Source organism: Mesorhizobium sp. M00.F.Ca.ET.216.01.1.1 (assembly GCF_004010325.2).
GTDB lineage: Bacteria > Pseudomonadota > Alphaproteobacteria > Rhizobiales > Rhizobiaceae > Mesorhizobium.
Genome location: NZ_SADR02000022.1, coordinates 16022 through 38435, shown reverse-complemented (window position 1 = coordinate 38435; position 22414 = coordinate 16022). Strand labels below are relative to the sequence as shown.

Here is a 22414-nt window from a genome sequence, read left to right as displayed (position 1 = left end):
GCGGTCATTCCCGATCATCGGGATGTGGCGGTTTTGGGTTAACTTGCGTCGTCCCGGCCCTCGGCGCCAAATGTCCGAGAATGGCCTGGACGAGGTCGCTCAGAACAATTGGGTTTTGACCCTAAGCCCGTTTTCGCTGACGCGATCCTTCGGTCCGGGATCACGATCTACTCCGCCGCCACTCCCTTCACCTCGAGATAGCTTTCCATCGAATCGTCCAGCGCCTGCAGCCACGGCGTATGGTGCAACGGCGCCATGGTGCCGGTCATCAGCGAGCGATAGGCATGGTCGCGGAAGCTCATGATGTCTTCCACCTTGTGGTGCTCCCATTCCATGAAGGTCCGGTTGACGGCCTCGACATCGAAGCCCGGATAATCGGTCTGCTCCATCAATTCCTTGGTGTAGTCGCCCTGGAACCAGATCATCTGCTCGGCGTCTTCCAGCGTTTCCTCGCGCTCCCGCCATCTTTTTCCATGCGCCGCCATCGCCTCGTCCGAGGGCAGTTTGATGCGGCCCATGATGACGTCGCGCGCGAACCAGGCCTGCGCGTCGAACATGTTGAAGGTGTAGAACTGATCCTGCATGCCGATATAGGAAAGCTGCGGGTTCTTCTCCCAGATGACGCCTTCATAGAGCCCGTCCGGCCACATACGGTTTGCGGTCTTGAGCTTGAGATCATCGGTGAGGAACGGGAAGGAATGCAGATAGCCAGTGCACAGGATGATGGCGTCGACATCCTTGATGCTGCCGTCCTTGAAATGCGCGGTCTTGCCGACGACCTTCTGCAGCAGCGGCACTTCCTTCCAATTCGCCGGCCATTTGAAGCCCATCGGCTTCGAGCGATAACTGGAGGTGATCGATTTGGCGCCGTATTTGTAGCATTGCGAGCCAATGTCCTCGGCCGAATAGGAGCGGCCGATGATCAATATGTCCTTGCCCTTGAACTCCATGGCGTCGCGGAAATCGTGGCTGTGCAGGATGCGGCCGTTGAAGGTGGCAAAGCCCTCGAAATAGGGGACGTTGGGCACCGAAAAATGCCCCGAAGCAACGACGACGTTGTCGAACTCTTCCGAATAGGTGACGTCGTTGGTGCGGTCATGCGCGGTGACGGTGAACTTCTTCGTCGCGTCCGAAAACGTGACCATGCGCACTGGGCTGTTGAAGCGCACCCATTTGCGAACATCGGATTTTTCGACGCGGCCCTTGATGTAGTCCCACAAGACGGCGCGCGGGGGGTAGGAGCCGATCGGGCGGCCGAAATGCTCCTCGAATGTGTAGTCGGCGAATTCCAAGCATTCCTTTGGGCCATTCGACCAGAGGTAACGATACATCGAGCCATGCACCGGATCGCCGTGCTCGTCGAGGCCGGTGCGCCAGGTGTAGTTCCATAGGCCGCCCCAGTCGGACTGCTTCTCGAAGCAGACGACCTCCGGGATGTCCGCGCCCTTGTCGGCCGCCGACTTGAAGGCTCGAAGCTGGGCCATGCCGGATGGTCCGGCTCCGATGACGGCAACACGACTTTTCATTGCGGGCCTCCTCTTTTTTGATTTCCCCAGCGAAACAAATTTCACTGAGAGTGACAGTAATTGGCCCTTCGGTGCTGTCAACTGGCCTTGCACCGATACAGCGTTGCGCGGAGGCAACTTTCTACGAAAAGCGGTCGGAAGGGACAGGCTTCGCAGAAAGCGGACCAATTCACCACAGGGCTTGTTGCAGCAGTTGCGCTCTTGTACCGGCAACGAATATGTTCACCTAGAGTGAAATAATCCGCAGATTCTCCGGGGAAGGCGACATGACGAAAAAGACTTCCGATCCCAAGCCTGGTCCTGTCGCAGTCAAGACCAGGCCATCGCCGAAAGGCATTGGTCCGAACGGCCGGACGATCCGCACGCCGCTGACCCAAGACCCGCATGCCATTCGCGATACGCGCGAAAAGGTGCTGGAGGTGGCGATCGGCCGCGAGGTGCGGGCGTTCCGCAAGAAGCTCGGCATCACCGTCGCCGATCTTGCGGCTGCCACCGACATTTCGCTCGGCATGCTGTCGAAGATCGAGAACGGCATCACCTCGCCATCGCTGACGACGCTGCAGGCGTTGTCGCGCGCGCTCGGCGTTCCGGTCACCGCCTTCTTCCGCCGTTTCGAGGAAGAGCGCAGCGCCGTCTTCGTCAAGGCCGGCGAAGGGCTCGACGTCGAGCGCCGCGGCACGCGCGCCGGCCACCAGTACAATCTGCTCGGCCATATCGGCTCCAACACCAGCGGCGTCGTCGTCGAACCGTATCTGATCACGCTGACCGAGGATTCCGATGTGTTCCCGACCTTCCAGCATGAGGGCATGGAGTTCCTCTACATGCTCGAAGGCGAGGTGGTTTACCGGCATGGCAGCAATCTCTATCCGATGAAGCCGGGCGACAGCCTGTTCTTCGATGCCGATGCGCCGCACGGGCCGGAACAGCTGACGCAGCTGCCGATGCGCTACCTCTCGATCATCTGCTATCCGCAAAGCAGCACGAGTTGAGAAAGCTTCCGAACGTCGGCGCGGCCCCTCATCCGCCTGCCGGCACCTTCTCTCCGTGAAGAACGAGGGAGAAGGGAACTGGCGGCAACGCTGGCGATCCCCCTCTCCCCGTTCTTCATGGGGAGAGGGTAAGGGTGAGGGGCAGCGCGAACTGCAAAAGGATGGAGCGCTCAGTCCGGTCCGAAGCCTGGCGATGTCGGGCTGCCATCATCCAACTTCGACAGCCACTCGACCAAGGTCGGGCGGTAGCGCGTCAGGCCCTTGTAGTTGGCGAGTTCGTCCGGAAGGTCGCGGATGACGCGGTGCAGACGCCGGGCCCATTTCGGCTGCGTCACCAGTTCGTCCATCTTGATCAGGTAACAGCGGATCGGAAAGACGATGCCGTTCGAACGCGGCAGCCGCCAGAAGCTCTGCAACTCGACGCGCAGGTGCACCTTCTCGCCGACGTTCTCGGGCGTCACCGTCGCCCGGTCCGGACCCCATTTGTGATAATTTTCCGGACTGGTGTCGAGGCGCGGATTGACGGTCATGGTCCAGTTCAGGCGCCGCGCCGGTTTGCCCTGCTGGATGTTGGTAAGGAACTTCAGCGCCCGTGTGAAAATCCCCTTCTCATGCGCCAAGGGCACGGGCGCGTGCCATTCGAAGAAGTTCATGCCGATGTCGAAATCGAGCGACCAGTCGGCCTGGGTGGTGACCATGCCGGCATCCATCCACAGATTGCCGTCGCGCTGGTCGAGAATGCAGAAATCGCCCTGGCTCTGCCGCGTGATGTATTCCATCGGCCCGTAGGGCAGCGTCGACACGTCGCCGAAGGTGAAGCTGTCGTCGATGCCGAGCGGCCGGTTGATCCAGCGCCATCTGTCGCCGTCGCGCGTCAGCGTGAAGTGCTCGGGATAGCCTAGCGCCTGCTGTTCCATCAGCAGTTCGAGCAGGTCCCAGCCGGCCAGCGTCATGTGCGGCAGCGATTGGCAGCGCAGCGGATCCTCGGCAAGCACCAGGGCGCGGTCCTGCATCTCGGCGACATAGTGCTCGTCGACATCAATCAGGTTCTCCAGCACGCTGCCCTTCGGCCCGACGACATGCGGCTCGATGTTGACCGCATACATGTAGCTGTCTTCGTGGAACGGAAACGGAAACCGCCTGATATGCTCCGGGCTGTTGCGGAAGGTAAAGTCGTCGCGGAACGTTTCCTTGCGAAAGGTTATGCCCAAGCTCGCCTCCTATCTTTCCAGCACCAGCGACCTGCCCTCGAAGCGCGACACGCAGGGCATGATCTTCCTGCATGAACGATGCTCTTCCTCGCTCAGCCAATGGTCGTTGTGGATGAATTTGCCGTCATGCGAGATGACGTTGGTTTCGCACTGGCCACAGACGCCGCCGCGGCAGAGATAGGGCGGATCGACGCCGGCAGCCTCGATCGCCTCGAGCAGGCTCTGCTGCTCGTCGACGCGGATCGTCTTGCCGCTGACAACCAGCATCACATCGAACGGCGCGCCGGGCTGCGGTGCCGCGAAATGCTCGAAATGCACGGTTTCCGCCGGCCAGCCCAAGGCAGCGGCACGGTCGCACACCCAGCCGATCATGCCAGACGGGCCGCAGACATAGAGATGCGTGCCGAGCGGCTGCGACGACAGCAGACGGTCGAGCTCGATGCGCTCGTCGCGGTCGTCGTGATAGAGCCTGACCCGGCGGTCGTAGCGCTCTCTCAGCACATCGGCATAGGTGCCGAGCGACGCGGTGCGGCAGGTGTAGTGCAGCTCGAAATTGCCGCCTCCGGCCGCCAGTTGCGCGGTCTGCGCCATGAACGGCGTGATGCCGATGCCGCCCGCCAGCATCAGGTGCTTCCTGGCGCGCAGGTCGAGCGAGAACAGGTTGACCGGGTAGCTGATCACCATCTCCATGCCGGGCCTGACATTCCTGTGCATGAACAGCGAGCCGCCGCGGCCGGCATCGTCGCGCCGCACCGAGATCGTGTATTCGCGCGTGTCGAGCGGCGAGCCCATCAACGAATAGGGATTGAGCCGGGTCCGCTGGCCGTCGCGCATTTCGACGACGACATGGGCGCCGCCGGAAAATGTCGGCAGCAGCGCGCCGTCACGCCGGCGGAAATGAAAGCGGGTGACCAGATCGTTGATCGGGACGACATCGCTGACCACGACATCGAGCTTGGTGGTGCCGGTGCTCATCGGAAAATCTCCTCCATCGGAGGAATTTCGCTGCGATCCTCGGCATTGATGCAGACGCCCTGGAAGGCAGCGAGGCGCCTGGAATAGTGATCACGCACCAGCAGCAGCAGGCCGCAATGCGAACAGGTCGCCGGCTGCGTTATCACGTTCTCGGTGATGCCCTTGCAGTGGACGCATTGCATGCGGCGCGCCAGCGAGCCGCGATGCTCGGTCTGGATCGAGGTGTGGTCGATGCCGGCTTCGAGCGCCGCCTGCATGGCCTGGCCGATCAGCCCTTCGGTGCCGGCGAGATAGAGCCGCAGGCCCATATGCGCGTTGGCCAGCGTCTGCTTCAGCCGCGGCAGGGCGCTGGCAAAGGAATGCCCCTGATAGAACTGCGCCGGCTTCAGCGCTTCGAGCGCAGCGACATGTTTGCCGTCATGGCCGGGGATGAAGATGATATGGACATCGCCGAAAAAACCCGCTGGCGCCTTCGCGGCCAGGTCCGTTATCGCCAGCGCTCCTTCTGCATCCGCCACGAAAAGATGATGCTTGCCGGGCTGCGGAGACAAGGTTCCGTAGACCGGCCGGCTGATGATGCTTTTCGCTGCCATTGTCTCAGTATGCCTCAGCCTTTCGCCGTGCGCTTGGTCTTCTTCGGATCGTCGAACGGAAGCGGCTCAGCCGTCGCGCTGATGGCGCCGCTCTTGTTGCGGATTTCGAGCCTAGTGCCCTGGACGGCACATTCGACGTCGAGGCGGGCGATGCCCATCGATTTCCTGACCAGCGGCGAATACATGGCGCAGGTCACCACGCCGACCTTTTTGCCGTCACGATAGACCGGCGCCCCCTCGTCGGCCGGCTCCTTGCCTTCGAGCAGCACGCCGAAGATCTTGAAGCGTTCCTTGCCCTTGAGACGGTAGTGCTCCTCGGCGCCGCGAAAGCCTGTCTTGCCGGGGCTGACAGTGAAGTCGAGGCCGAGCTCCCACAGCGTATCGCCGGGACCCTCGTTCTCGAACGGATATTTCTGCGAATTGTCGTAGGGGTAGAACAACAGGTAGCTTTCGACGCGCAGCATGTCGAGCGTGGTGAAGCGGCACGGGATGATGCCGGCGCTCTTGCCCTCGTCGAGGATCCTGTCCCAGATCGTGCCGGCATCCTGGCCGCGGCAGAAGATCTCATAGCCGCGCTCGCCGGTGTAGCCGGTGCGCGAGATCATCACCGGAAAACCGAACAGCTGCGTCTGCATGTGATGGAAGTAGTTGAGGTCGCGAATACCGGGCACATGCTTTGCCAGATAGTCGACTGCGGTCGGCCCTTGCAGCGAAAGGTCGTGCAGATTGTCGTCGAAACGCAGCGAGACATCGCGGCCCATGGCGGCGCGTTGCAGCTCCTCATGGCCGGTGCCCGAACCGTGCACGACCATCCAGGAATTCGGGCCGGTACGGTAGAGAATACAGTCGTCGGTGAATTTGCCGGCCTCGTTCAGCATGCAGGCATAGGCCGACTTGCCGGGATAGATCTTTTCCACGTCGCGCGTCGTCGCCAGGTCGATCAGGTGCGAGGCGTGCGGCCCGGTGATGTGGACCTTCTTCAGGCCCGACACGTCCATCAGCCCTGCCTTGGTGCGGATGGCGATATACTCCTCGTCGGCATCCTTGTCGTAGGTCCAGGCGGTGCCCATCCCGCTCCAGTCTTCGAGTTTCGAGCCGAGCGCGCGGTGGCGGTCGGCCAAGGTCGAAAATCTCCAGGATGCCGTCATCCGCTCGTCCTCCGTTGTGATACCAGCTGTTCCCCGCTCCTGTGCGCGGAGGCCGGAGCATTGACCGAATATTGACCGCAAACGCAGGAGCCCCGCAATACCCGCAAGCAAATAATTTCATTGTCAGGCAAAATCCGTGCATGAAACAAACAGTTAGCCGATCGCAAAATTGGCTTGACAATTCCAGAATTCAGACAGAACTTATGAAAAAAATTTCACTCTCTTGAAAGAGCGCAACGGCCGGCCAATTCGGGACCAGACGTTGGAAAAAGGGGAAAACCGATGTCCGACCTGCACCAGCGCATTGAAGCGCTGTACCGTTCCGACGTGCGTGGATCCGTGCTCCTGATCGTCTGCCTGTGGGCGACGATCCTGTTCGTCCTGGTGATGACCTGGCCATACATACCTGACGCCGGGATCAAGCTCGTTGTCGCGGTCGCCGCCGCGGCCGTGCTGATCTTCAACACGGCCGCCATCCTGGCGATGGTCAATCACTATAGGGAAGACAAGGAGTTCATCTACGGTCTCGACATCAAGCACGCCGACGCGTTCCGCAACCGCAAGTCCTGAGGGGTAGAAAACATGTCGCGCTACACACCGCCGAAGCAAAGCAAGGCCGGGCAGATCTTCGATATCGCTGTCGTCGTGGTCGCTATTTTCGTCGCCTTGTGGCTGCCGCTCAAGATGGGCCTGGCGGGCGCGGCAAAATCTATCGACGCGCTCGACGCCACGACATGGGAAGCGCTCGGCCAGAACCCGACCATGGCGTCAATCTGGGAAAAGCTGGGCTACACGCCGGAGACCGCGCACGACATCATCCAGAACCGGTTCCACTACGTCATCGACTGGCCGACGCTGATCATCATGGCCGCGGTTCTGATCGGCTACTTCGTCTTCCTGTTCCGCGCATCAGACCGCGAATATCGAGACGTCATCAACGAAAAGTTCGACGACAAATAGAAGTTCGACGACGAACAAAATCGGGGAAGCATCGTCATGTGGACCGCACTCTCTTATGCATCGTGGGGCATCTCGATCGTGCTCGCGCTGTGGATGCTCTACGACTGGTTCAAGATCGACACGACCTTTTCCGAAGAGGTCCTGACCTCGTCGCGGGAAGGCGAACTTGAAGCCGTGTCCGAAAAACACCGGATCTGAGTGGGGATTGAACAATGACGATCACGCTTGAACCGGCAATACACGGCGACAGGGTTTCGCTGCTCAGAGTGCTCGGCCCGGCCCATGTCTGGGCACTGGGCGTCGGCATCGTTCTGGTCGGCGAATTCACCGGCTGGAATTTCGCGGCCGACAAGGGTGGCGCGCTGGCGGCGCTGATCGTCTGCTGGATCGTCGGGCTGCTCTACACCTCGGTCGCCATGATCGATTCCGAGGTCACCTCGACGGTCGCCGCCGCCGGCGGCCAGTACGCACAGGCAAAGCACATTGTCGGGCCGCTGATGGCGTTCAATGTCGCGCTGTTCCTGGTCTTTGCATACACAATGCTCGAAGTGTCGGACGCTATTTTGCTCGGTGACACGATCGTCGCCAAGGCCGCCGTCGAAGGGCTCAACCACAACGCCTTCATTGCTGCGACGATCGTCGTGCTGGCGTGGCTGAATTACCGCGGCGTGCTGATGACGCTCAACGTCAACTTCGTCATCACCGCGGTCGCCTATGTCTCCATCGTCATCCTGTTCTTCTCGGTCAGCCCGTGGACGCAAGGCGCGGTGCTGAAACTCAACGAACTGGTGACCCCCGGCAACGCCCTGCCCTATGGCTGGATCGGCGTCATCGCCGCTTTCCAGTTCGGCATCTGGTACTATCTCGGCATCGAGGGCACCACGCAGGCGGCCGAGGAAGTGCGCTCGCCGGCCCGCTCGCTGCCCTACGGCACCATGGCCGGCATGATCACGCTTTTGATCGCCGCCGCCATGACCTGGTATGTCTGCGCCTCGCTGATGCCGTGGGAATATCTCGGCATCACCTACTACCCGCTCTGGGATGCGGCCAAGCTGACCGGCAGCCCGTTGCTTGAGAACCTCCTGTTCATCGCGACGCTGCTTGCCGCGCTTGCATCCGCCAACGGCTGCATCAACGACGCCGCGCGCGCCTGGTTCTCGCTCGGCCGCGACCGCTACCTGCCGAGCTGGTTCTCGGCGGTGCATCCGAGATACCGTACGCCCTACCGCTCGATCCTGTTCCTGCTGCCGATCGCGCTCGCCTTTGCCTTCATCGCCGATCTCAACCAGGCGATTACCTTCTCCATCCTGTCGGGCGTGCTGCAATACACCTTCATGAGCATCAACATCATGATGTTCCGGAAGAAGTGGCCGCTGGGCAGCATCCAACGTGGCTACACGCATCCGTTCCACCCGCTGCCGGCCATCGTGCTGTTTTGCCTGTGCGTGGTCACCTTCTTTGCGATCTTCCTCGGCTTCGGCTCGCAGCTGATCGCCATGGTCGCTTTCTACTTCCTGATCTCACTGTGGTTTCATTTCTACCGCTACAAATTCGTGCGCCGCGGCGATCAGTTCACCATGCCGTGGCCGAAACCGCAGGGGTATTGAACGAGAGAGGGGAGAGCCCGCCCGGTTTGCGGGCGGGCGTTGGCGTGACGAGGTGCGTTAAGTGACATCGGCATTGCTCGCCGGGGCCGTCGCCCTGGCTCTCGTCCTTCACCTCGCCTGGCTTGCGCGCGCCAACCGCAGCAGGGCTACGGTGGCGCTTGCCGCCGACGAGGCCAGCGTCCGCGCCGTCATCACAGACGCGGCAAACATCTCGGACGGCGCCGCCGGCGTGGTCACCTGGGCCGGTTCGTGGAACGGCAGGCGCGTACAGGTGCGCACGATCGTCGACACGCTGGCGACGAGAAAACTTCCGGCTCGATGGGTGTCCGTGTCGATCACCGAAAAGGTGGCGGTTCCTGGCACGTTCGACATGATGATGCGGCCGGGCTCGCCGACGACCTTTTCCAACTTCGATCATCTCGACCATACGCTGCCGAAAGCGCCGGGAATTCCGGCTGAGGCGGTGCTGCGGACAGACCGGAAAGGTGTGCTGTTTCCGCAGGACGTTATCGCAAATCACCTCGATATCTTTACCGAGGGGCGTGCCAAGGAATTGCTGATCACGCCGAACGGCGTGCGCGTCGTCTGGCTGCTGGCGGAGGCGGAGCGGGCGCGCTATGGCGTGTTCCGGCAAGCCGAATTCGGCGGCGTCAGGCTCGACCCCGTGCTGATCGAAAGGTTGCTGGCGTTCGCATCGGCGCTTCGCGATGCCATCAGCCGGGGCGAACGTCAGGCCGCATGACCAGTTCTACCCCCTCGCCCGCACCGTCAAATCCGTATCTCGTCCTCGGCGCCGCGATCGTTTTGCCGGCAAGCGGACATGTCATCCTGGGCGTGCCTGTGCGCGGCCTGCAGTTCCTTTTCTTCATGGTGATCCTGGCTTGGGTGACGGCCAAGGTCGCACCGCCCGATGCCAGCTTCGTCGGCCGCCATGCCGGCGGCTTTCTGATCTATGCCTTGTCGATCCTGGATGCCTACAGGATCGCCCGCATTCGCCATGCCAAATGGATTCACAACGCCGGTCGGGACAACGATAGGGCGGGTGGCGACGCACAAGCAGACATATAACCACAGGAAAATTTTTTTCATACCAATTGAATTTTGTCGACTCATTCGATACATCAGAGGGAACAAACCTCGGGAGCCTGACATGTGCGGAATCGTCGGACTGTTTTTGAAGGACAAGTCGCTTGAGCCCCGGTTGGGTTCGATGCTGTCGGAAATGCTGATCTCGCTCAGCGATCGCGGTCCGGACAGCGCCGGCATCGCCATCTATGGCGCCCCGTCCGGCCACGAGGCCAAGATCACCATCCAGTCGGCAAAGCCGGAACGCGACTTTCGGGGGCTCGACACCGAACTTGCCAAGGCTATCGGAGCGCCGGTGAGCATCGCGGCGAAATCGACGCACGCTGTGGTCAGGACCACCCACGACAAGATCGACGAGGCGCGCGAGACGATCCAGGCGCTGCGCCCCGACATCCGCATCATGGGCGCCGGCGAGGTTGTCGAAATCTACAAGGAAGTCGGCCTGCCGGAAGCGGTCGTCGACCGTTTCGATGTCCGCAGCATGACCGGCACGCACGGCATCGGCCATACCCGCATGGCGACGGAATCGGCGGTGACGACGATGGGCGCGCACCCGTTCTCGACCGGCGCCGACCAGTGCCTGGTGCACAATGGCTCGCTCTCCAACCACAACAACGTCCGCCGCGAGCTGATCCGCGAAGGCATGAAGTTCGAGACCGAGAACGACACCGAGGTCGCCGCCGCCTATCTGTCCTCGAAGATGGCGCACGGCAAGAATCTCGGCGAAGCGCTGGAAGGCACGCTGAGCGACCTCGACGGCTTCTTCACCTTCGTCGTCGGCACCAAGAACGGCTTCGGCGTGGTGCGCGATCCGATCGCCTGCAAGCCCGCCGTCATGGCCGAGACCGAGCAGTATGTCGCCTTCGGCTCCGAGTATCGCGCGCTCACCAAGCTGCCCGGCATAGACAGCGCGAGGGTCTGGGAACCCGAACCTGCGACCGTTTATTTCTGGGAGCATTGAGCTCATGCCTGCAATCAACCTCTCCAAGGCCGCGCGGGATCAAAGCCATGCCCCGAGTCAGGCATCGCGCGTTTTCGACCTGGCCGAAATGTCGCTGCGCGAGCTCAACCAGGCGCTTCACAATCTCACCGCTGGTTCGAACGAGACCGCCTGGGAAGTGCTCAATCCGAAAGGCAGCCATTCGGTCGCCGTTGGCGTCGGCCAGCCGGTCACAATCGAGGTCCGCGGCAGCGTCGGCTATTATTGCGCAGGCATGAATGCCGGCAGCACCATCACCGTGCATGGTTCGGCCGGACCGGGCGTCGGCGAGAACATGATGTCCGGCTCGATCATAGTCAAAGGTGACGCCAGCCAGTATGCCGGCGCCACCGGCAGGGGCGGGCTGCTGGTCATCGAAGGCAACGCGTCGTCGCGCTGCGGCATCTCGATGAAGGGCATCGACATCGTCGTCCATGGCAATATCGGCCATATGTCGGCCTTCATGGCGCAGTCCGGCAATCTGGTGGTGCTGGGGGATGCCGGCGATGCGCTCGGCGATTCCATCTACGAGGCGCGGCTCTTCGTGCGCGGCAAGGTCGGCAGCCTCGGTGCCGACTGCATCGCCAAGGAGATGCGGCCCGAGCATCTTGAACTGCTGCAGAGCCTGCTCGACCGCGCCGGTGTGACCGGCGTCGAGCCGACGGAGTTCAAGCGTTACGGCTCGGCGCGCACGCTATACAATTTCAATATCGACAACGCCGACGCGTATTGAGGCAGCATGACCTATCGCAACCCGCCGACGACGCCGCGCAGATCCGCGACATTCGACGACTACACGCTTTCCGAAATCCGCCGCGCCGCGGCGACCGGCATCTACGACATCCGCGGCGGTGGCGCCAAGCGCAAGCTGCCGCATTTTGACGACCTGCTGGTCCTCGGCGCCTCGATCTCGCGCTATCCGCTCGAAGGCTATCGCGAACGCTGCGACACCAACGTCGTGCTGGGCTCGCGCCATGCCAAGAAGCCGATCGAACTGAAGATCCCGATCACCATCGCCGGCATGAGTTTCGGCTCACTGTCCGGTCCGGCCAAGGAAGCGCTCGGGCGTGGCGCGACGCTGGCCGGCACCTCGACCACCACCGGCGATGGCGGCATGACCGAGGAAGAGCGCGGCCATTCGAAGACGCTGGTCTACCAGTACCTGCCGTCGCGCTACGGCATGAACCCGCGCGACCTGCGCCGGGCGGATGCCATCGAGGTGGTCGTTGGCCAGGGTGCCAAGCCCGGCGGCGGCGGCATGCTGCTCGGCCAGAAGATTTCCGACCGCGTCGCCGAGATGCGCACATTGCCGAAGGGCATCGACCAGCGCTCCGCCTCACGCCATCCCGACTGGACCGGACCAGACGATCTCGAGATCAAGATCCTGGAATTGCGCGAAATCACCGACTGGGAAAAGCCGATATACGTCAAGGTCGGCGGCGCGCGGCCCTATTATGACACAGCACTCGCGGTGAAGGCCGGCGCCGATGTCGTCGTGGTCGACGGCATGCAGGGCGGCACTGCGGCAACACAGGAAGTGTTCATTGAAAATGTCGGCCAGCCGACGCTTGCCTGCATCAGGCCGGCGGTGCAGGCGCTGCAGGACCTCGGCATGCACCGCAAGGTGCAGCTGATCGTTTCCGGCGGCATCCGCAACGGCGCCGATGTCGCCAAGGCGCTGGCGCTCGGCGTCGACGCGGTGTCGATCGGCACCGCAGCCCTTGTCGCGCTCGGCGATAACGACCCGCGCTGGGAAGCCGAGTACAACGAACTCGGCACCACGGCCGGCGCCTATGACGACTGGCATGAGGGACGTGACCCGGCCGGCATCACCACGCAGGATCCCGAACTGATGAAGCGGGTCGATCCGATCGCCGCGGGGCGGCGGCTGGCGAATTATCTGAAGGTAATGACGCTGGAGGCGCAGACCATTGCCCGCGCCTGCGGCAAGAACAGCCTGCATAATCTCGAGCCCGAGGATCTCGTCGCACTGACGATCGAAGCCGCTGCCATGGCCGGCGTGCCGCTGGCCGGCACCAACTGGATACCGGGGAAGAACGGCTTCTAATAACAAACCACCAGATAGCAATAAGCGAGGAACTATAATGGGGAACGATCTCGCCGCCTTCGCCAAAGAGAAGGGCGTCAAATATTTCATGATATCCTACACCGATCTGTTCGGTGGGCAGCGGGCCAAGCTGGTGCCGGCACAGGCGATCGCCGACATGCAGAGGGACGGTGCCGGCTTTGCCGGTTTCGCCACCTGGCTCGACCTGACGCCGGCCCATCCCGACATGCTGGCGGTGCCGGATCCGGATTCGGTCATCCAGTTGCCGTGGAAACCTGAAGTCGCCTGGGTTGCCGCCAACTGCATCATGGACGACAAGTCGGTCGAGCAGGCGCCGCGCAATACGCTGAAGCGGGTGATCGCCGAAGCGGCAATCGACGGCATGCACATCAAGACCGGCGTCGAGGCCGAGTTCTTCCTGATCTCGCCCGACGGCAAAACGATTTCCGACGAATACGACACGGCGTCCAAACCCTGCTACGACCAGCAGGCGGTGATGCGCCGTTACGATGTCATCGCCGAGATCTGCGACCACATGCTGGCGCTCGGCTGGGGCGCCTACCAGAACGACCACGAGGACGCCAACGGCCAGTTCGAGATGAACTGGGCCTTCGACGATGCGCTGGCGACGGCCGACAAGCACTCCTTCTTCAAATTCATGGTGAAGTCTGTCGCCGAGAAGCATGGCCTGCGCGCGACTTTCATGCCGAAGCCATTCCAGGGCCTGACCGGCAATGGCTGTCATGCCCACATCTCGGTTTGGGACAAGGCCGGCAAGACCAATGTCTTTGCCGACAATGCGATGGAGCTCGGCTTGTCGGCAAAGGGCAAGAATTTCCTCGGCGGCATCATGAAACATGCCTCCGCGCTTGCCGCGATCACCAACCCGACGGTCAATTCCTACAAACGCATCAACGCACCGCGGACGATTTCAGGTGCGACCTGGGCGCCGAACACGGTGACCTGGACCGGCAACAACCGCACCCACATGGTGCGCGTGCCCGGCCCCGGCCGCTTCGAGCTGCGTCTGCCCGACGGCGCGGCAAACCCATATCTGCTGCAGGCCGTGATCATCGCCGCCGGCCTCGACGGCATTCGTTCGAGGGCCGATCCGGGCCAGCGCTACGATATCGACATGTACCAGTTCGGACATACTGTGGAAGGCGCGCCGAAGCTTCCGCTCAACCTGCTCGATGCATTGCGCGAGTTCGACAACGACAAATCGCTCAAGGCGGCGCTGGGTGAGGAATTTTCGTCGGCCTACCTAAAGCTGAAGCAGCAGGAATGGAATTCCTATGCTTCCCACTTCACCCAGTGGGAGCGCGACCACACGCTGGATATCTAACTGCCTGCGTGGCGCGAGCGACCTCGGAATAGACTTATGAAATACTCGATCTTCTCGCTCGCCCGCGCCGCATTTTCCGGCCACAAGACCTGGCAGCGCACATGGCGCGACGCCAGCCCGAAGGATCACTACGACGTGGTGATCATCGGCGGCGGCGGCCACGGCCTGGCGACGGCGTGGTTCCTGGCCAGCGAGTACGGCGTCAGGAATGTCGCCGTGCTCGAAAAGGGCTGGATCGGCTCCGGCAATGCCGGCCGCAACACCACCATCATCCGCTCCAATTACGGGCTTCCGGGCAATACCGGCTTCTACGAATTGTCGATGAAGCTGTGGGAGCGCATGGAGCAGGACCTCAACTACAACACCATGGTCAGCCAGCGCGGCGTCATCAACCTCTATCATTCCGATGCGCAGCGCGACGCCTATGCGCGACGCGGCAACACCATGCGCATCAACGGTATCGACGCCGAACTTCTCGACCTGGCCGCGGTCAGGAAGATGATGCCGTTCCTCAACTTCGACAATGCGCGCTTTCCGGTGCAAGGCGGGCTGCTGCAGCGGCGCGGCGGCACGGCACGCCACGACGCCGTCGTCTGGGGCTATGCGCATGCGGCGAGCGCGCTCGGCGTCGACATCATCCAGAACTGCGAGGTGTCAGCCTTTGTGCGCGACGCCAACGGTAAGGTGACCGGTGTCGAGACGACGCGCGGCAGGATCGGCGCCGGCAAGGTCGGCATGGCCGTCGCCGGCAGTTCGTCGCGCGTCGCGGCGATGGCCGGCTTGCGGCTGCCGATCGAAAGTCATGTGCTGCAGGCCTTCGTCTCCGAGGCTATCAAGCCGCTGATCCCCAATGTCATGACCTTCGGTGCCGGGCATTTCTATGTCAGCCAGTCCGACAAGGGCGGGCTGGTCTTCGGCGGCGACATAGACGGCTACAATTCCTACGCCCAGCGCGGCAACCTGCCTGTCATGGAGGACGTCTGCGAAGGCGGCATGGCGCTGATGCCGATGATCGGCCGTGTGCGGCTTCTGCGCCAGTGGGGCGGCATCATGGACATGTCGATGGACGGCTCGCCGATCATCGACAGGACGCCGGTGGACGGGCTCTATCTCAATGCCGGCTGGTGCTATGGCGGCTTCAAGGCGACGCCGGGCTCGGGCTTGGTCTTCGCCCACCTTCTGGCCCGCGACGAGCCGCACGAGGAGGCGGCGCGGTTTCGTCTCGACCGCTTCCGGCGCGGCGCGATGATCGACGAAAAGGGCCAGGGCGCCCAACCGAACCTGCATTGAGCGTGGGTAGAAGAGAATGCGTATAGTCTGTCCCTTCTGCGGCGAACGCGAACTCGGCGAGTTCACCTATCTGGGCGATGCCAAGCCGGTGCGTCCGGCTGCAAGCGCCTCGGAAGACGAGGTGTTTGACTACGTCTATCTGCGCGACAATGTCGCCGGCCAGATGAGCGAATACTGGTACCATGGCGGTGGCTGCCGGGCCTGGCTGAAGGTCACTCGCAACACGCTGACGCACGAGATTTCGGCGGTCGAACCGGCGGCTGGCGTCGGTGCCCGCAAGGTTGGCGCCTGATGGTCGGTCGCGCGCAGACACATCGGCTGGAAAAGGGTGGTCTCATCGACCGCTCTGCACCGTTGGGCTTTCGCTTCGATGGAAAGACCTTTGCCGGCTTCCAGGGCGACACACTGGCCTCGGCGCTGATCGCCAACGGCGTCAAGCTGGTCGGCCGTTCATTCAAGTACCACCGGCCGCGCGGCATCCTGACTGCAGGCTCGGAGGAACCGAACGCGCTGGTCGAGCTGCGCAACGGCGCGCGGCGCGAGCCGAACACCAAGGCGACTACGGCCGAACTCTATGACGGGCTCGAAGCCGCCAGCCAGAACCGCTGGCCATCGCTGCGCCACGACATGATGGCGGTGAACCAGCTGTTCGCGCCGATCTTCGTCGCCGGCTTCTACTACAAGACCTTCATGTGGCCGGCCAAGTTCTGGGAGGCGATCTACGAGCCGGCGATCCGCCGCGCTGCCGGCCTCGGACGTGCGTCAGGCGTTGCCGATCCCGACCATTACGACAAGGCATGGGCGCATTGCGACGTGCTGATCGCCGGCTCCGGCCCGGCCGGGTTGGCGGCGGCATTGGCCGCTGGCCGCAGCGGCGCCCGCGTCATCTTGTGCGAGGAGGATTTCGTGGTCGGCGGCCGCCCGCTTGCCGACGGCGGCACGATCGACGGCATGCCGGCAGCAGAATGGATTTCCCGCACACTCAGCGAGCTTGCCGCGCTGCCCGACGTCCGCATCATGACCCGCACGACGCTGTTCGGCGTCTATGACGGCGGCACCCATGGTGCGATCGAGCGAGTCAACGACCACCTGCCCTCGCCGCCCGAACACCAGGTGCGCCAGAGGCTGTGGCGGATCGTGGCCAAACGTTCGATCGTTGCGGCCGGCGCCATCGAACGGCCGATCGTCTTTGCCGGCAACGACACGCCCGGCGTGATGATGGCCTCGGCGGTGCGGAGCTATGTCGAACGCTACGCGGCGACGCCGGCAAGGCGCATCGCGTTGTTCACCAACAACGAGGATGGCTGGCGCACGGTCGAGACCGCGCTTGGCGCCGGACTGCAGATCGCGGCGGTCGTCGATGCACGCCCAGACGTATCCCCAGCCCATCGCGCGCTTGCCGCCAAAGCCGGTTTTCCCATAATGAATGGGTCCGTCGGTGGTGTTGACGGCGGCAAGCACGGCGTCCGGAAAATCACGGTGTCGCTGACCGGCGGCGCTCGCGCCGAAGTCGAGGCCGACGGGCTTGCGGTCTCGGGCGGCTGGAACCCAGCAGTGGGGCTGACCTCCTACCATCGCGGCCGGCCGAAATGGCAGAACGATATCGCCGCCTTCGTTCCGGACAGCGCCCCGCCGGGTATGGTGGCCGCGGGGGCGGCCAACGGCGCCTTCAGCCTCGGCGCCTGCCTGCGCCAAGGATTTGCCGCCGGTGCGGCTGCGGCACAAGACACCGGACGCAGCGGCAAGGCCGGCACAGCGCCGGCCGCCGACGACGAGGCGTTTTCGCTGACGCCGCTCTGGCATGTCGCCGGCAAAGGAAAGGCCTTTGTCGACTACCAGCACGATGTCACCGCTTCCGACATCGAACTTGCACAGCGCGAAGGCTTTGAATCGGTCGAGCACCTGAAGCGCTACACGACGCTCGGCATGGCCACCGACCAGGGCAAGACATCGAACGTCGCCGGCCTCGCTATCATGGCCGCGGTCAGCGGCAAATCGATTCCCGAGACCGGCACGACAATCTACCGTCCACCCTATGTACCCGTCGCCATCGGCGCCTTCGCCGGCCATCACCGCGACGAGAATTTCCATGCGACAAGGTTGACGCCGTCGCATCACTGGGCCAGCGAACAGGGTGCGGTGTTCGTCGACACCGGCCTGTGGAAACGGGCGCAATGGTATCCACGCCCCGGCGAGAAGGATTGGCTGGAATCGGTAACCCGCGAGGTCAAGGCAGTGCGCGGCGGCGTCGGCTTCTGCGACGTCTCGACGCTCGGCAAGATCGACGTGCACGGCCCGGATGCTGGCGCCTTCCTCGACCGCGTCTACATCAACACCTTCTCCAATCTTGCTGTGGGAAAGGCTCGCTACGGGCTGATGCTGCGCGAGGATGGCATCGTCTATGACGACGGTACCACGTCGCGGCTGGCCGAGGACCATTATTTCCTGACCACTACGACTGCCAAGGCGGGGCTGGTGATGCAGCATCTCGAATTCTGCCGGCAGGTGCTGTTTCCCGAACTCGATGTGCAGCTCACATCGGTCTCGGACCAGTGGGCGCAATTCTCGATCGCCGGACCGAAGACCCGAGACCTGCTCAGGGAGATCGTCGATCCGGCCGAGGACCTGTCGAACGAGGGCTTTCCGTTCATGGGCGCTCGGGAAGTCACGCTTCGCGGCGGCATCAAGGGACGGCTGTTCCGCATTTCGTTCTCCGGCGAGATGGCGTTCGAGATTTCCGTCCCGGCCCGCTACGGCGACGCGCTGGCGCGCAATCTTATGCTAGCCGGCAAACCTCTCGGCGTGACGCCTTACGGCACCGAGGCACTCGGCGTCATGCGCATCGAAAAGGGCCACGTCGCCGGGCCGGAACTGAACGGCACAACGACAGCCGCCGACCTCGGCTTGGGCAAGATGATGTCGACCAAGAAAGATTATATCGGCCGCGTCATGGCCGGGCGCGAGGCGCTCGTCGCACCGGACCGGCAGGTGGTGGTCGGCATCAAGCCGGTGGACAAGACAAGCCGCCTGCGCTCCGGCGCGCATATCATCCCGAAAGGCAGGACGCCCGGCCCCGACACCGACCAGGGCTATGTCACCTCGGTCTGCTTCTCGCCGGTGCTCGACCAGTGGATCGGACTGGGTCTTGTCGAGCGTGGCCGCGAGCGCATCGGCGAGATCGTCCATACGCATGATCCGTTGCGCGGCGAAGACTACGATGTCGAGCTGTGCAGTCCCGTCTTCTATGATCCGGATGGAGGGCGCCAGCGTGGCTGAGTTTTCGTGGGTTTCCCGCAGTCCGCTCGAACAGGGGCTAGTCACCGGCGTACATGGCGCGCGCGGTATCAAGGCCGGCGTTTTGCTTACCGAGATCCGCAATTTCGACCTGATCCAGGTGATGGCGCGGCGCGGCAAAGGAGTTCAAATGGCGAGTGCCGCCGAAGCCCGTTTCGGCGTTGCCGCCCCGGATGTACCAAAGGCGATCCAGACAGCGGACGCTTCGCTCATCTGGTCGGGGCCGGACCAGTATTTCGTCCTGTCGAAGGGCAGCAAGCACACAATGGACACCCTGACCCGGGCGCTCTCGCAATCAGCCTCGTTGTCGGACCAGTCGCACGCCCGCGCCCTGATCGGCGTCTCTGGCACGAAGGCGCGCGCCATGCTGGCGAAACTGTCGTCGATCGACCTGCACCCGCAGGCGCTCCCGATCGGCACCGCTGCCGCGACCTCGATCGACCACACCAGTGTCAATCTCTGGCGCGGCAATGATCGGCCGGACGGTCAGGCTGTGTTCAATCTTCTGGTGTTTGCGACTTTTGCGGAAAGCCTCTGGCACACGATGCTCGATGCGGCCGCTGAATACGGCGTCGATATCAGGCATTCCGAGGAATTTGCGTAGGTTCTCGACCATACCGGCACAGCCGGCGCGGCAGCTTCGCCTTGCCAAATCCGGCCTTGCTGCCTATTCTTGCTGCTAAAATAATTTCACATACAGGCAAATTTGTTTCTCGAACCCGGTTCTCGAAACGCAAGGCCAGAATGAGCCAGTCGCCCTACCCCGCCGTCGCAGCCGGACCGCCCCGGCCGAGCCTGATCCTGCGGCCCGGCCAGATTGCGCTGCCCCTCGGCATGGAGCGTTACCACGTACAAGGCAATGGCGCGGTGCTCATAGAGGTCGAGGCCGGCGACACCATCACCGTGCGCAACGTCGAAGGCGGCCAGGCCTGCGAGCTGCTGGTATGGGACAAGACCGGCACGACCGACCCCGGCATCTTCGGCGAGAAATCGAACAGCAATGCCGCCGGCATCAAGGCGCTGCTGACAGAAGGTGACGACAGCCTCGCAGCGCTGCGTCGCGGGCTCCAGAGCCGCCAGGTGCAGCTCGACCAAGCCAAGGCCGTTCGCGTTTTCGGTGGCACAACTCCTGCCGGCACCGAACAGGGTTTTGCCGTCGCGCGCGACGGCTCGATGGTCATCGCCGCGCCGGGCGGGCCGATGCTGGTCGACGGCCACGACACGGCAACGCCGCTCAGCGTCTTTGTCCGCCGCGCCACCATCCGCCCGGCGGCGAAGTCGCGGCTTGCCGATCCGCTGGCCGATCCGATGCTCGACCTGCGCGTCCATTCGGCGACGGCAGAATCCTATTTTGTGAGGGCTGGCGACTATCTGCAGATCATCGATGTCGATGGGCGCCAGTGCACCGACTTCCAGTGCTTTTCGGCGCGCAAGCTGGACAAGGGACGCGACCATCCGCTCGACGTGACGACGACCCGCACGCTGATGGGATCGAGCTATCCAATGCCCGGCCTGCATTCGAAATATTACGACCAGGACATGGAGCCGCTGGTCGAGGTGGTGCAGGACACATGCGGCCGGCACGATGCGTTCGCGCTCGCCTGTGCGGCCAAATATTACGACGACATCGGCTATCCCGGTCACCCCAATTGCTCGGAGAATTTCAACCGCGCGCTGGCTGACAAGGGCGTCACGCCTCGCGCCGGCTGGATGGCGATCAACTTCTTCTTCAACACGGCGATCGACGCGCATGGCGTCATGGTTTCCGACGAACCGTGGTCGCGGCCGGGCGACTATGTGCTGCTGCGCGCCCTGACCGACGTCGTCTGCGTCTCGTCCGCCTGCCCCGACGATACGACGCCGGCCAATGGCTGGAACCTGACCGACATCCATGTGCGGACCTATTCCGGCCAGCACAAATTCTCGCGAGCGATCGCCAGACGCATGACGCCCGATTCGGAACCGAAAATGACCCGCGAGACATCATTTCATTCGAGCTTTGCCAAGCACACCCGCAACTTCATCGAGTACCGGGGCTATTGGCTGGCCAATTCCTTCGCCAGGGAAGGCGCGATCGACGAATACTGGGCCTGCCGGCAGGACGCCGTGATCATGGACCTGTCGCCGCTGCGTAAGTTCGAGGTCACCGGCCCGGATTCCGAAGCGCTGCTGCAATACACGCTGACCCGCGACGTGAAGAAGCTCGGCGTCGGCCAGGTCGTCTATTCGGCGATGTGCTACGAGCATGGCGGCATGATCGACGACGGCACGCTGCTCAGGCTCGGCAAGGACAATTTCCGCTGGGTCGGCGGCGACGATCTTTCCGGCGAATGGCTGCGCGAGACGGCGAAGAAGCTCGGCCTCAACGTGCTGGTGCGCTCGTCCACCGACCAGATGCACAACGTCGCTGTGCAGGGCCCGAAAAGCCGCGACATCCTGAAAGAGATCATCTGGACCTCGCCGCTGCAGCCGTCGATCGAGGAGCTCGAATGGTTCCGTTTTGCGGTGGCGCGCATCGGCGGCGGCAACGGCGTTCCGGTTGTCGTCTCGCGCACCGGCTATACCGGCGAGCTCGGCTACGAGATCTGGTGCCATCCGCGCGACGCCGAAAAGGTGTTCGACGCCATCTGGCAGGCCGGTCAGCCGCACGGGCTGAAGCCGATGGGGCTACAGGCGCTCGACATGGTGCGCATCGAGGCCGGGCTGATCTTTGCCGGCTATGAGTTCTCCGACCAGACCGATCCGTTCGAGGCCGGCATCGGCTTCACCGTTCCGCTGAAGACCAAGACCGACGATTTCATCGGCCGCGAGGCGCTGATCCGGCGCAAGGAGAACCCGCAAAAGAAACTGGTCGGCCTCGACATCGATGCCAACGTCGCCGTCGGCCATGGCGACTGCGTGCATGTCGGCCGCGCCCAGATCGGCGAGGTCACCTCAGGCACGCGCTCGCCGCTGCTGAACAAGAACATCGCGCTGGCCAGGCTTGACGTCACCCATGCCGCGATCGGCACCGAGGTCGAGATCGGCAAGCTCGACGGCCACCAGAAGCGGCTGCCGGCGCGTGTCGTGGCCCTCGCCCACTACGATCCGCAAAAGACCCGACCGCGTTCCTGACCCAGGGCAACCAAGCCATGTCGATCGACAAATGACAGCAGTTATGCTATTGATCTAGGTATGGTGCTGATTTGCGCCGCGATCCGCCTTAGGCGGGTTTTTGGTTTCAGGCCCACCCCCAAACCCGACTTCTCAAACAGTCCCGCCGCCATTGGCAACCGCCGACAGCGTTGCGAAGGCCAGTCTGTTCACAGACGCGCTGTGCACAGCGTCACAAAACGCTTGACCT

The 22414-nt window shown here is 63.0% G+C and carries 21 protein-coding genes; 16 read left to right on the top strand and 5 right to left on the bottom strand.

Translation table 11 applies throughout. The features are described from left to right. Nucleotides 1-167: 167 nt before the first annotated feature. Nucleotides 168-1526: an NAD(P)/FAD-dependent oxidoreductase gene (locus EN859_RS25250; protein WP_127855336.1), complete on the bottom strand. Its 1359-nt coding sequence runs from the start codon at nt 1524-1526 to the stop codon at nt 168-170. A gap of 266 nt (nt 1527-1792) precedes the next feature. On the opposite strand from EN859_RS25250, the gene EN859_RS25245 reads away from it, so the two are divergent. Continuing rightward, the gene (locus EN859_RS25245; protein ID WP_127855337.1) at nt 1793-2515 is read left to right on the top strand and encodes an XRE family transcriptional regulator; all 723 of its coding nucleotides are present in this window, start codon (nt 1793-1795) and stop codon (nt 2513-2515) included. 170 nt (nt 2516-2685) lie between these two features. Here EN859_RS25245 and EN859_RS25240 read toward each other — a convergent pair whose 3' ends face one another. Genes EN859_RS25240 through EN859_RS25225 form a run of 4 tightly spaced genes read right to left on the bottom strand, consistent with a single transcriptional unit; the run spans nt 2686 to nt 6442 of the window. Next, nucleotides 2686-3726, bottom strand: coding sequence for a DUF3445 domain-containing protein (locus tag EN859_RS25240; RefSeq protein WP_127855338.1), 1041 nt, complete (start codon nt 3724-3726; stop codon nt 2686-2688). A 9-nt stretch (nt 3727-3735) separates the two neighbouring features. After that, nucleotides 3736-4701 (bottom strand): PDR/VanB family oxidoreductase, encoded by a 966-nt coding sequence (locus tag EN859_RS25235; RefSeq protein WP_127855339.1) that lies wholly within the window; start codon nt 4699-4701, stop codon nt 3736-3738. Continuing rightward, nucleotides 4698-5294, bottom strand: a complete 597-nt coding sequence (locus EN859_RS25230) for a dimethylamine monooxygenase subunit DmmA family protein (RefSeq protein WP_127855340.1) — start codon at nt 5292-5294, stop codon at nt 4698-4700. The genes EN859_RS25235 and EN859_RS25230 overlap by 4 nt, the downstream gene beginning before the upstream one ends. A 14-nt stretch (nt 5295-5308) precedes the next feature. Next, on the bottom strand, nt 5309-6442 hold the full coding sequence (locus EN859_RS25225) for an aminomethyltransferase family protein (protein ID WP_127855341.1): 1134 nt from the start codon (nt 6440-6442) through the stop codon (nt 5309-5311). A gap of 282 nt (nt 6443-6724) precedes the next feature. Between EN859_RS25225 and EN859_RS25220 the strand changes: the two genes are divergently transcribed. The 15 genes from EN859_RS25220 to EN859_RS25150 all read left to right on the top strand — a co-directional run bounded on the left by EN859_RS25220 (nt 6725) and on the right by EN859_RS25150 (nt 22185). Then, nucleotides 6725-7012, top strand: coding sequence for a hypothetical protein (locus tag EN859_RS25220; protein ID WP_127855342.1), 288 nt, complete (start codon nt 6725-6727; stop codon nt 7010-7012). Between the two features lie 12 nt (nt 7013-7024). Beyond that, entirely contained in the window at nt 7025-7402 is a 378-nt protein-coding gene (locus EN859_RS25215) for a hypothetical protein (protein WP_127855343.1), read from the top strand. Nucleotides 7403-7438: 36 nt separating this feature from the next. Continuing rightward, nucleotides 7439-7600, top strand: coding sequence for a hypothetical protein (locus tag EN859_RS25210; protein ID WP_127855344.1), 162 nt, complete (start codon nt 7439-7441; stop codon nt 7598-7600). A 14-nt stretch (nt 7601-7614) separates the two neighbouring features. Continuing rightward, nucleotides 7615-9009 carry an amino acid permease gene (locus EN859_RS25205; protein WP_127855345.1) on the top strand — a complete coding sequence of 465 codons (1395 nt, stop codon included), beginning with the start codon at nt 7615-7617 and terminating at the stop codon, nt 9007-9009. Nucleotides 9010-9070: 61 nt separating this feature from the next. Next, nucleotides 9071-9751 (top strand): hypothetical protein, encoded by a 681-nt coding sequence (locus tag EN859_RS25200; protein ID WP_189502229.1) that lies wholly within the window; start codon nt 9071-9073, stop codon nt 9749-9751. Further along, the gene (locus EN859_RS25195) at nt 9748-10077 is read left to right on the top strand and encodes a hypothetical protein (RefSeq protein ID WP_127855346.1); all 330 of its coding nucleotides are present in this window, start codon (nt 9748-9750) and stop codon (nt 10075-10077) included. Before EN859_RS25200 ends, EN859_RS25195 begins: the two co-directional genes overlap by 4 nt. A gap of 82 nt (nt 10078-10159) precedes the next feature. After that, nucleotides 10160-11056, top strand: coding sequence for a glutamine amidotransferase family protein (locus EN859_RS25190; protein WP_127855347.1), 897 nt, complete (start codon nt 10160-10162; stop codon nt 11054-11056). 4 nt (nt 11057-11060) lie between these two features. Then, the gene (locus EN859_RS25185) at nt 11061-11807 is read left to right on the top strand and encodes a GXGXG domain-containing protein (RefSeq protein WP_127855348.1); all 747 of its coding nucleotides are present in this window, start codon (nt 11061-11063) and stop codon (nt 11805-11807) included. 6 nt (nt 11808-11813) lie between these two features. After that, entirely contained in the window at nt 11814-13142 is a 1329-nt protein-coding gene (locus EN859_RS25180; RefSeq protein WP_127855349.1) for an FMN-binding glutamate synthase family protein, read from the top strand. 37 nt (nt 13143-13179) lie between these two features. Beyond that, nucleotides 13180-14487: a type III glutamate--ammonia ligase gene (gene glnT / locus EN859_RS25175; RefSeq protein ID WP_127855350.1), complete on the top strand. Its 1308-nt coding sequence runs from the start codon at nt 13180-13182 to the stop codon at nt 14485-14487. 36 nt (nt 14488-14523) lie between these two features. Further along, on the top strand, nt 14524-15777 hold the full coding sequence (locus EN859_RS25170; protein ID WP_127855351.1) for a sarcosine oxidase subunit beta family protein: 1254 nt from the start codon (nt 14524-14526) through the stop codon (nt 15775-15777). Between the two features lie 16 nt (nt 15778-15793). Further along, a complete protein-coding gene (locus EN859_RS25165; RefSeq protein WP_127855352.1) occupies nt 15794-16069 on the top strand; it encodes a sarcosine oxidase subunit delta in 276 nt (91 codons plus the stop codon). Beyond that, nucleotides 16069-19053: a sarcosine oxidase subunit alpha gene (locus EN859_RS25160; RefSeq protein ID WP_127855353.1), complete on the top strand. Its 2985-nt coding sequence runs from the start codon at nt 16069-16071 to the stop codon at nt 19051-19053. The genes EN859_RS25165 and EN859_RS25160 overlap by 1 nt, the downstream gene beginning before the upstream one ends. After that, the gene (locus EN859_RS25155; RefSeq protein WP_127855354.1) at nt 19046-19675 is read left to right on the top strand and encodes a sarcosine oxidase subunit gamma family protein; all 630 of its coding nucleotides are present in this window, start codon (nt 19046-19048) and stop codon (nt 19673-19675) included. Before EN859_RS25160 ends, EN859_RS25155 begins: the two co-directional genes overlap by 8 nt. Before the next feature lie 140 nt (nt 19676-19815). Next, the gene (locus tag EN859_RS25150) at nt 19816-22185 is read left to right on the top strand and encodes an aminomethyltransferase family protein (protein ID WP_127855355.1); all 2370 of its coding nucleotides are present in this window, start codon (nt 19816-19818) and stop codon (nt 22183-22185) included. The last annotated feature ends 229 nt before the right edge of the window (nt 22186-22414 follow it).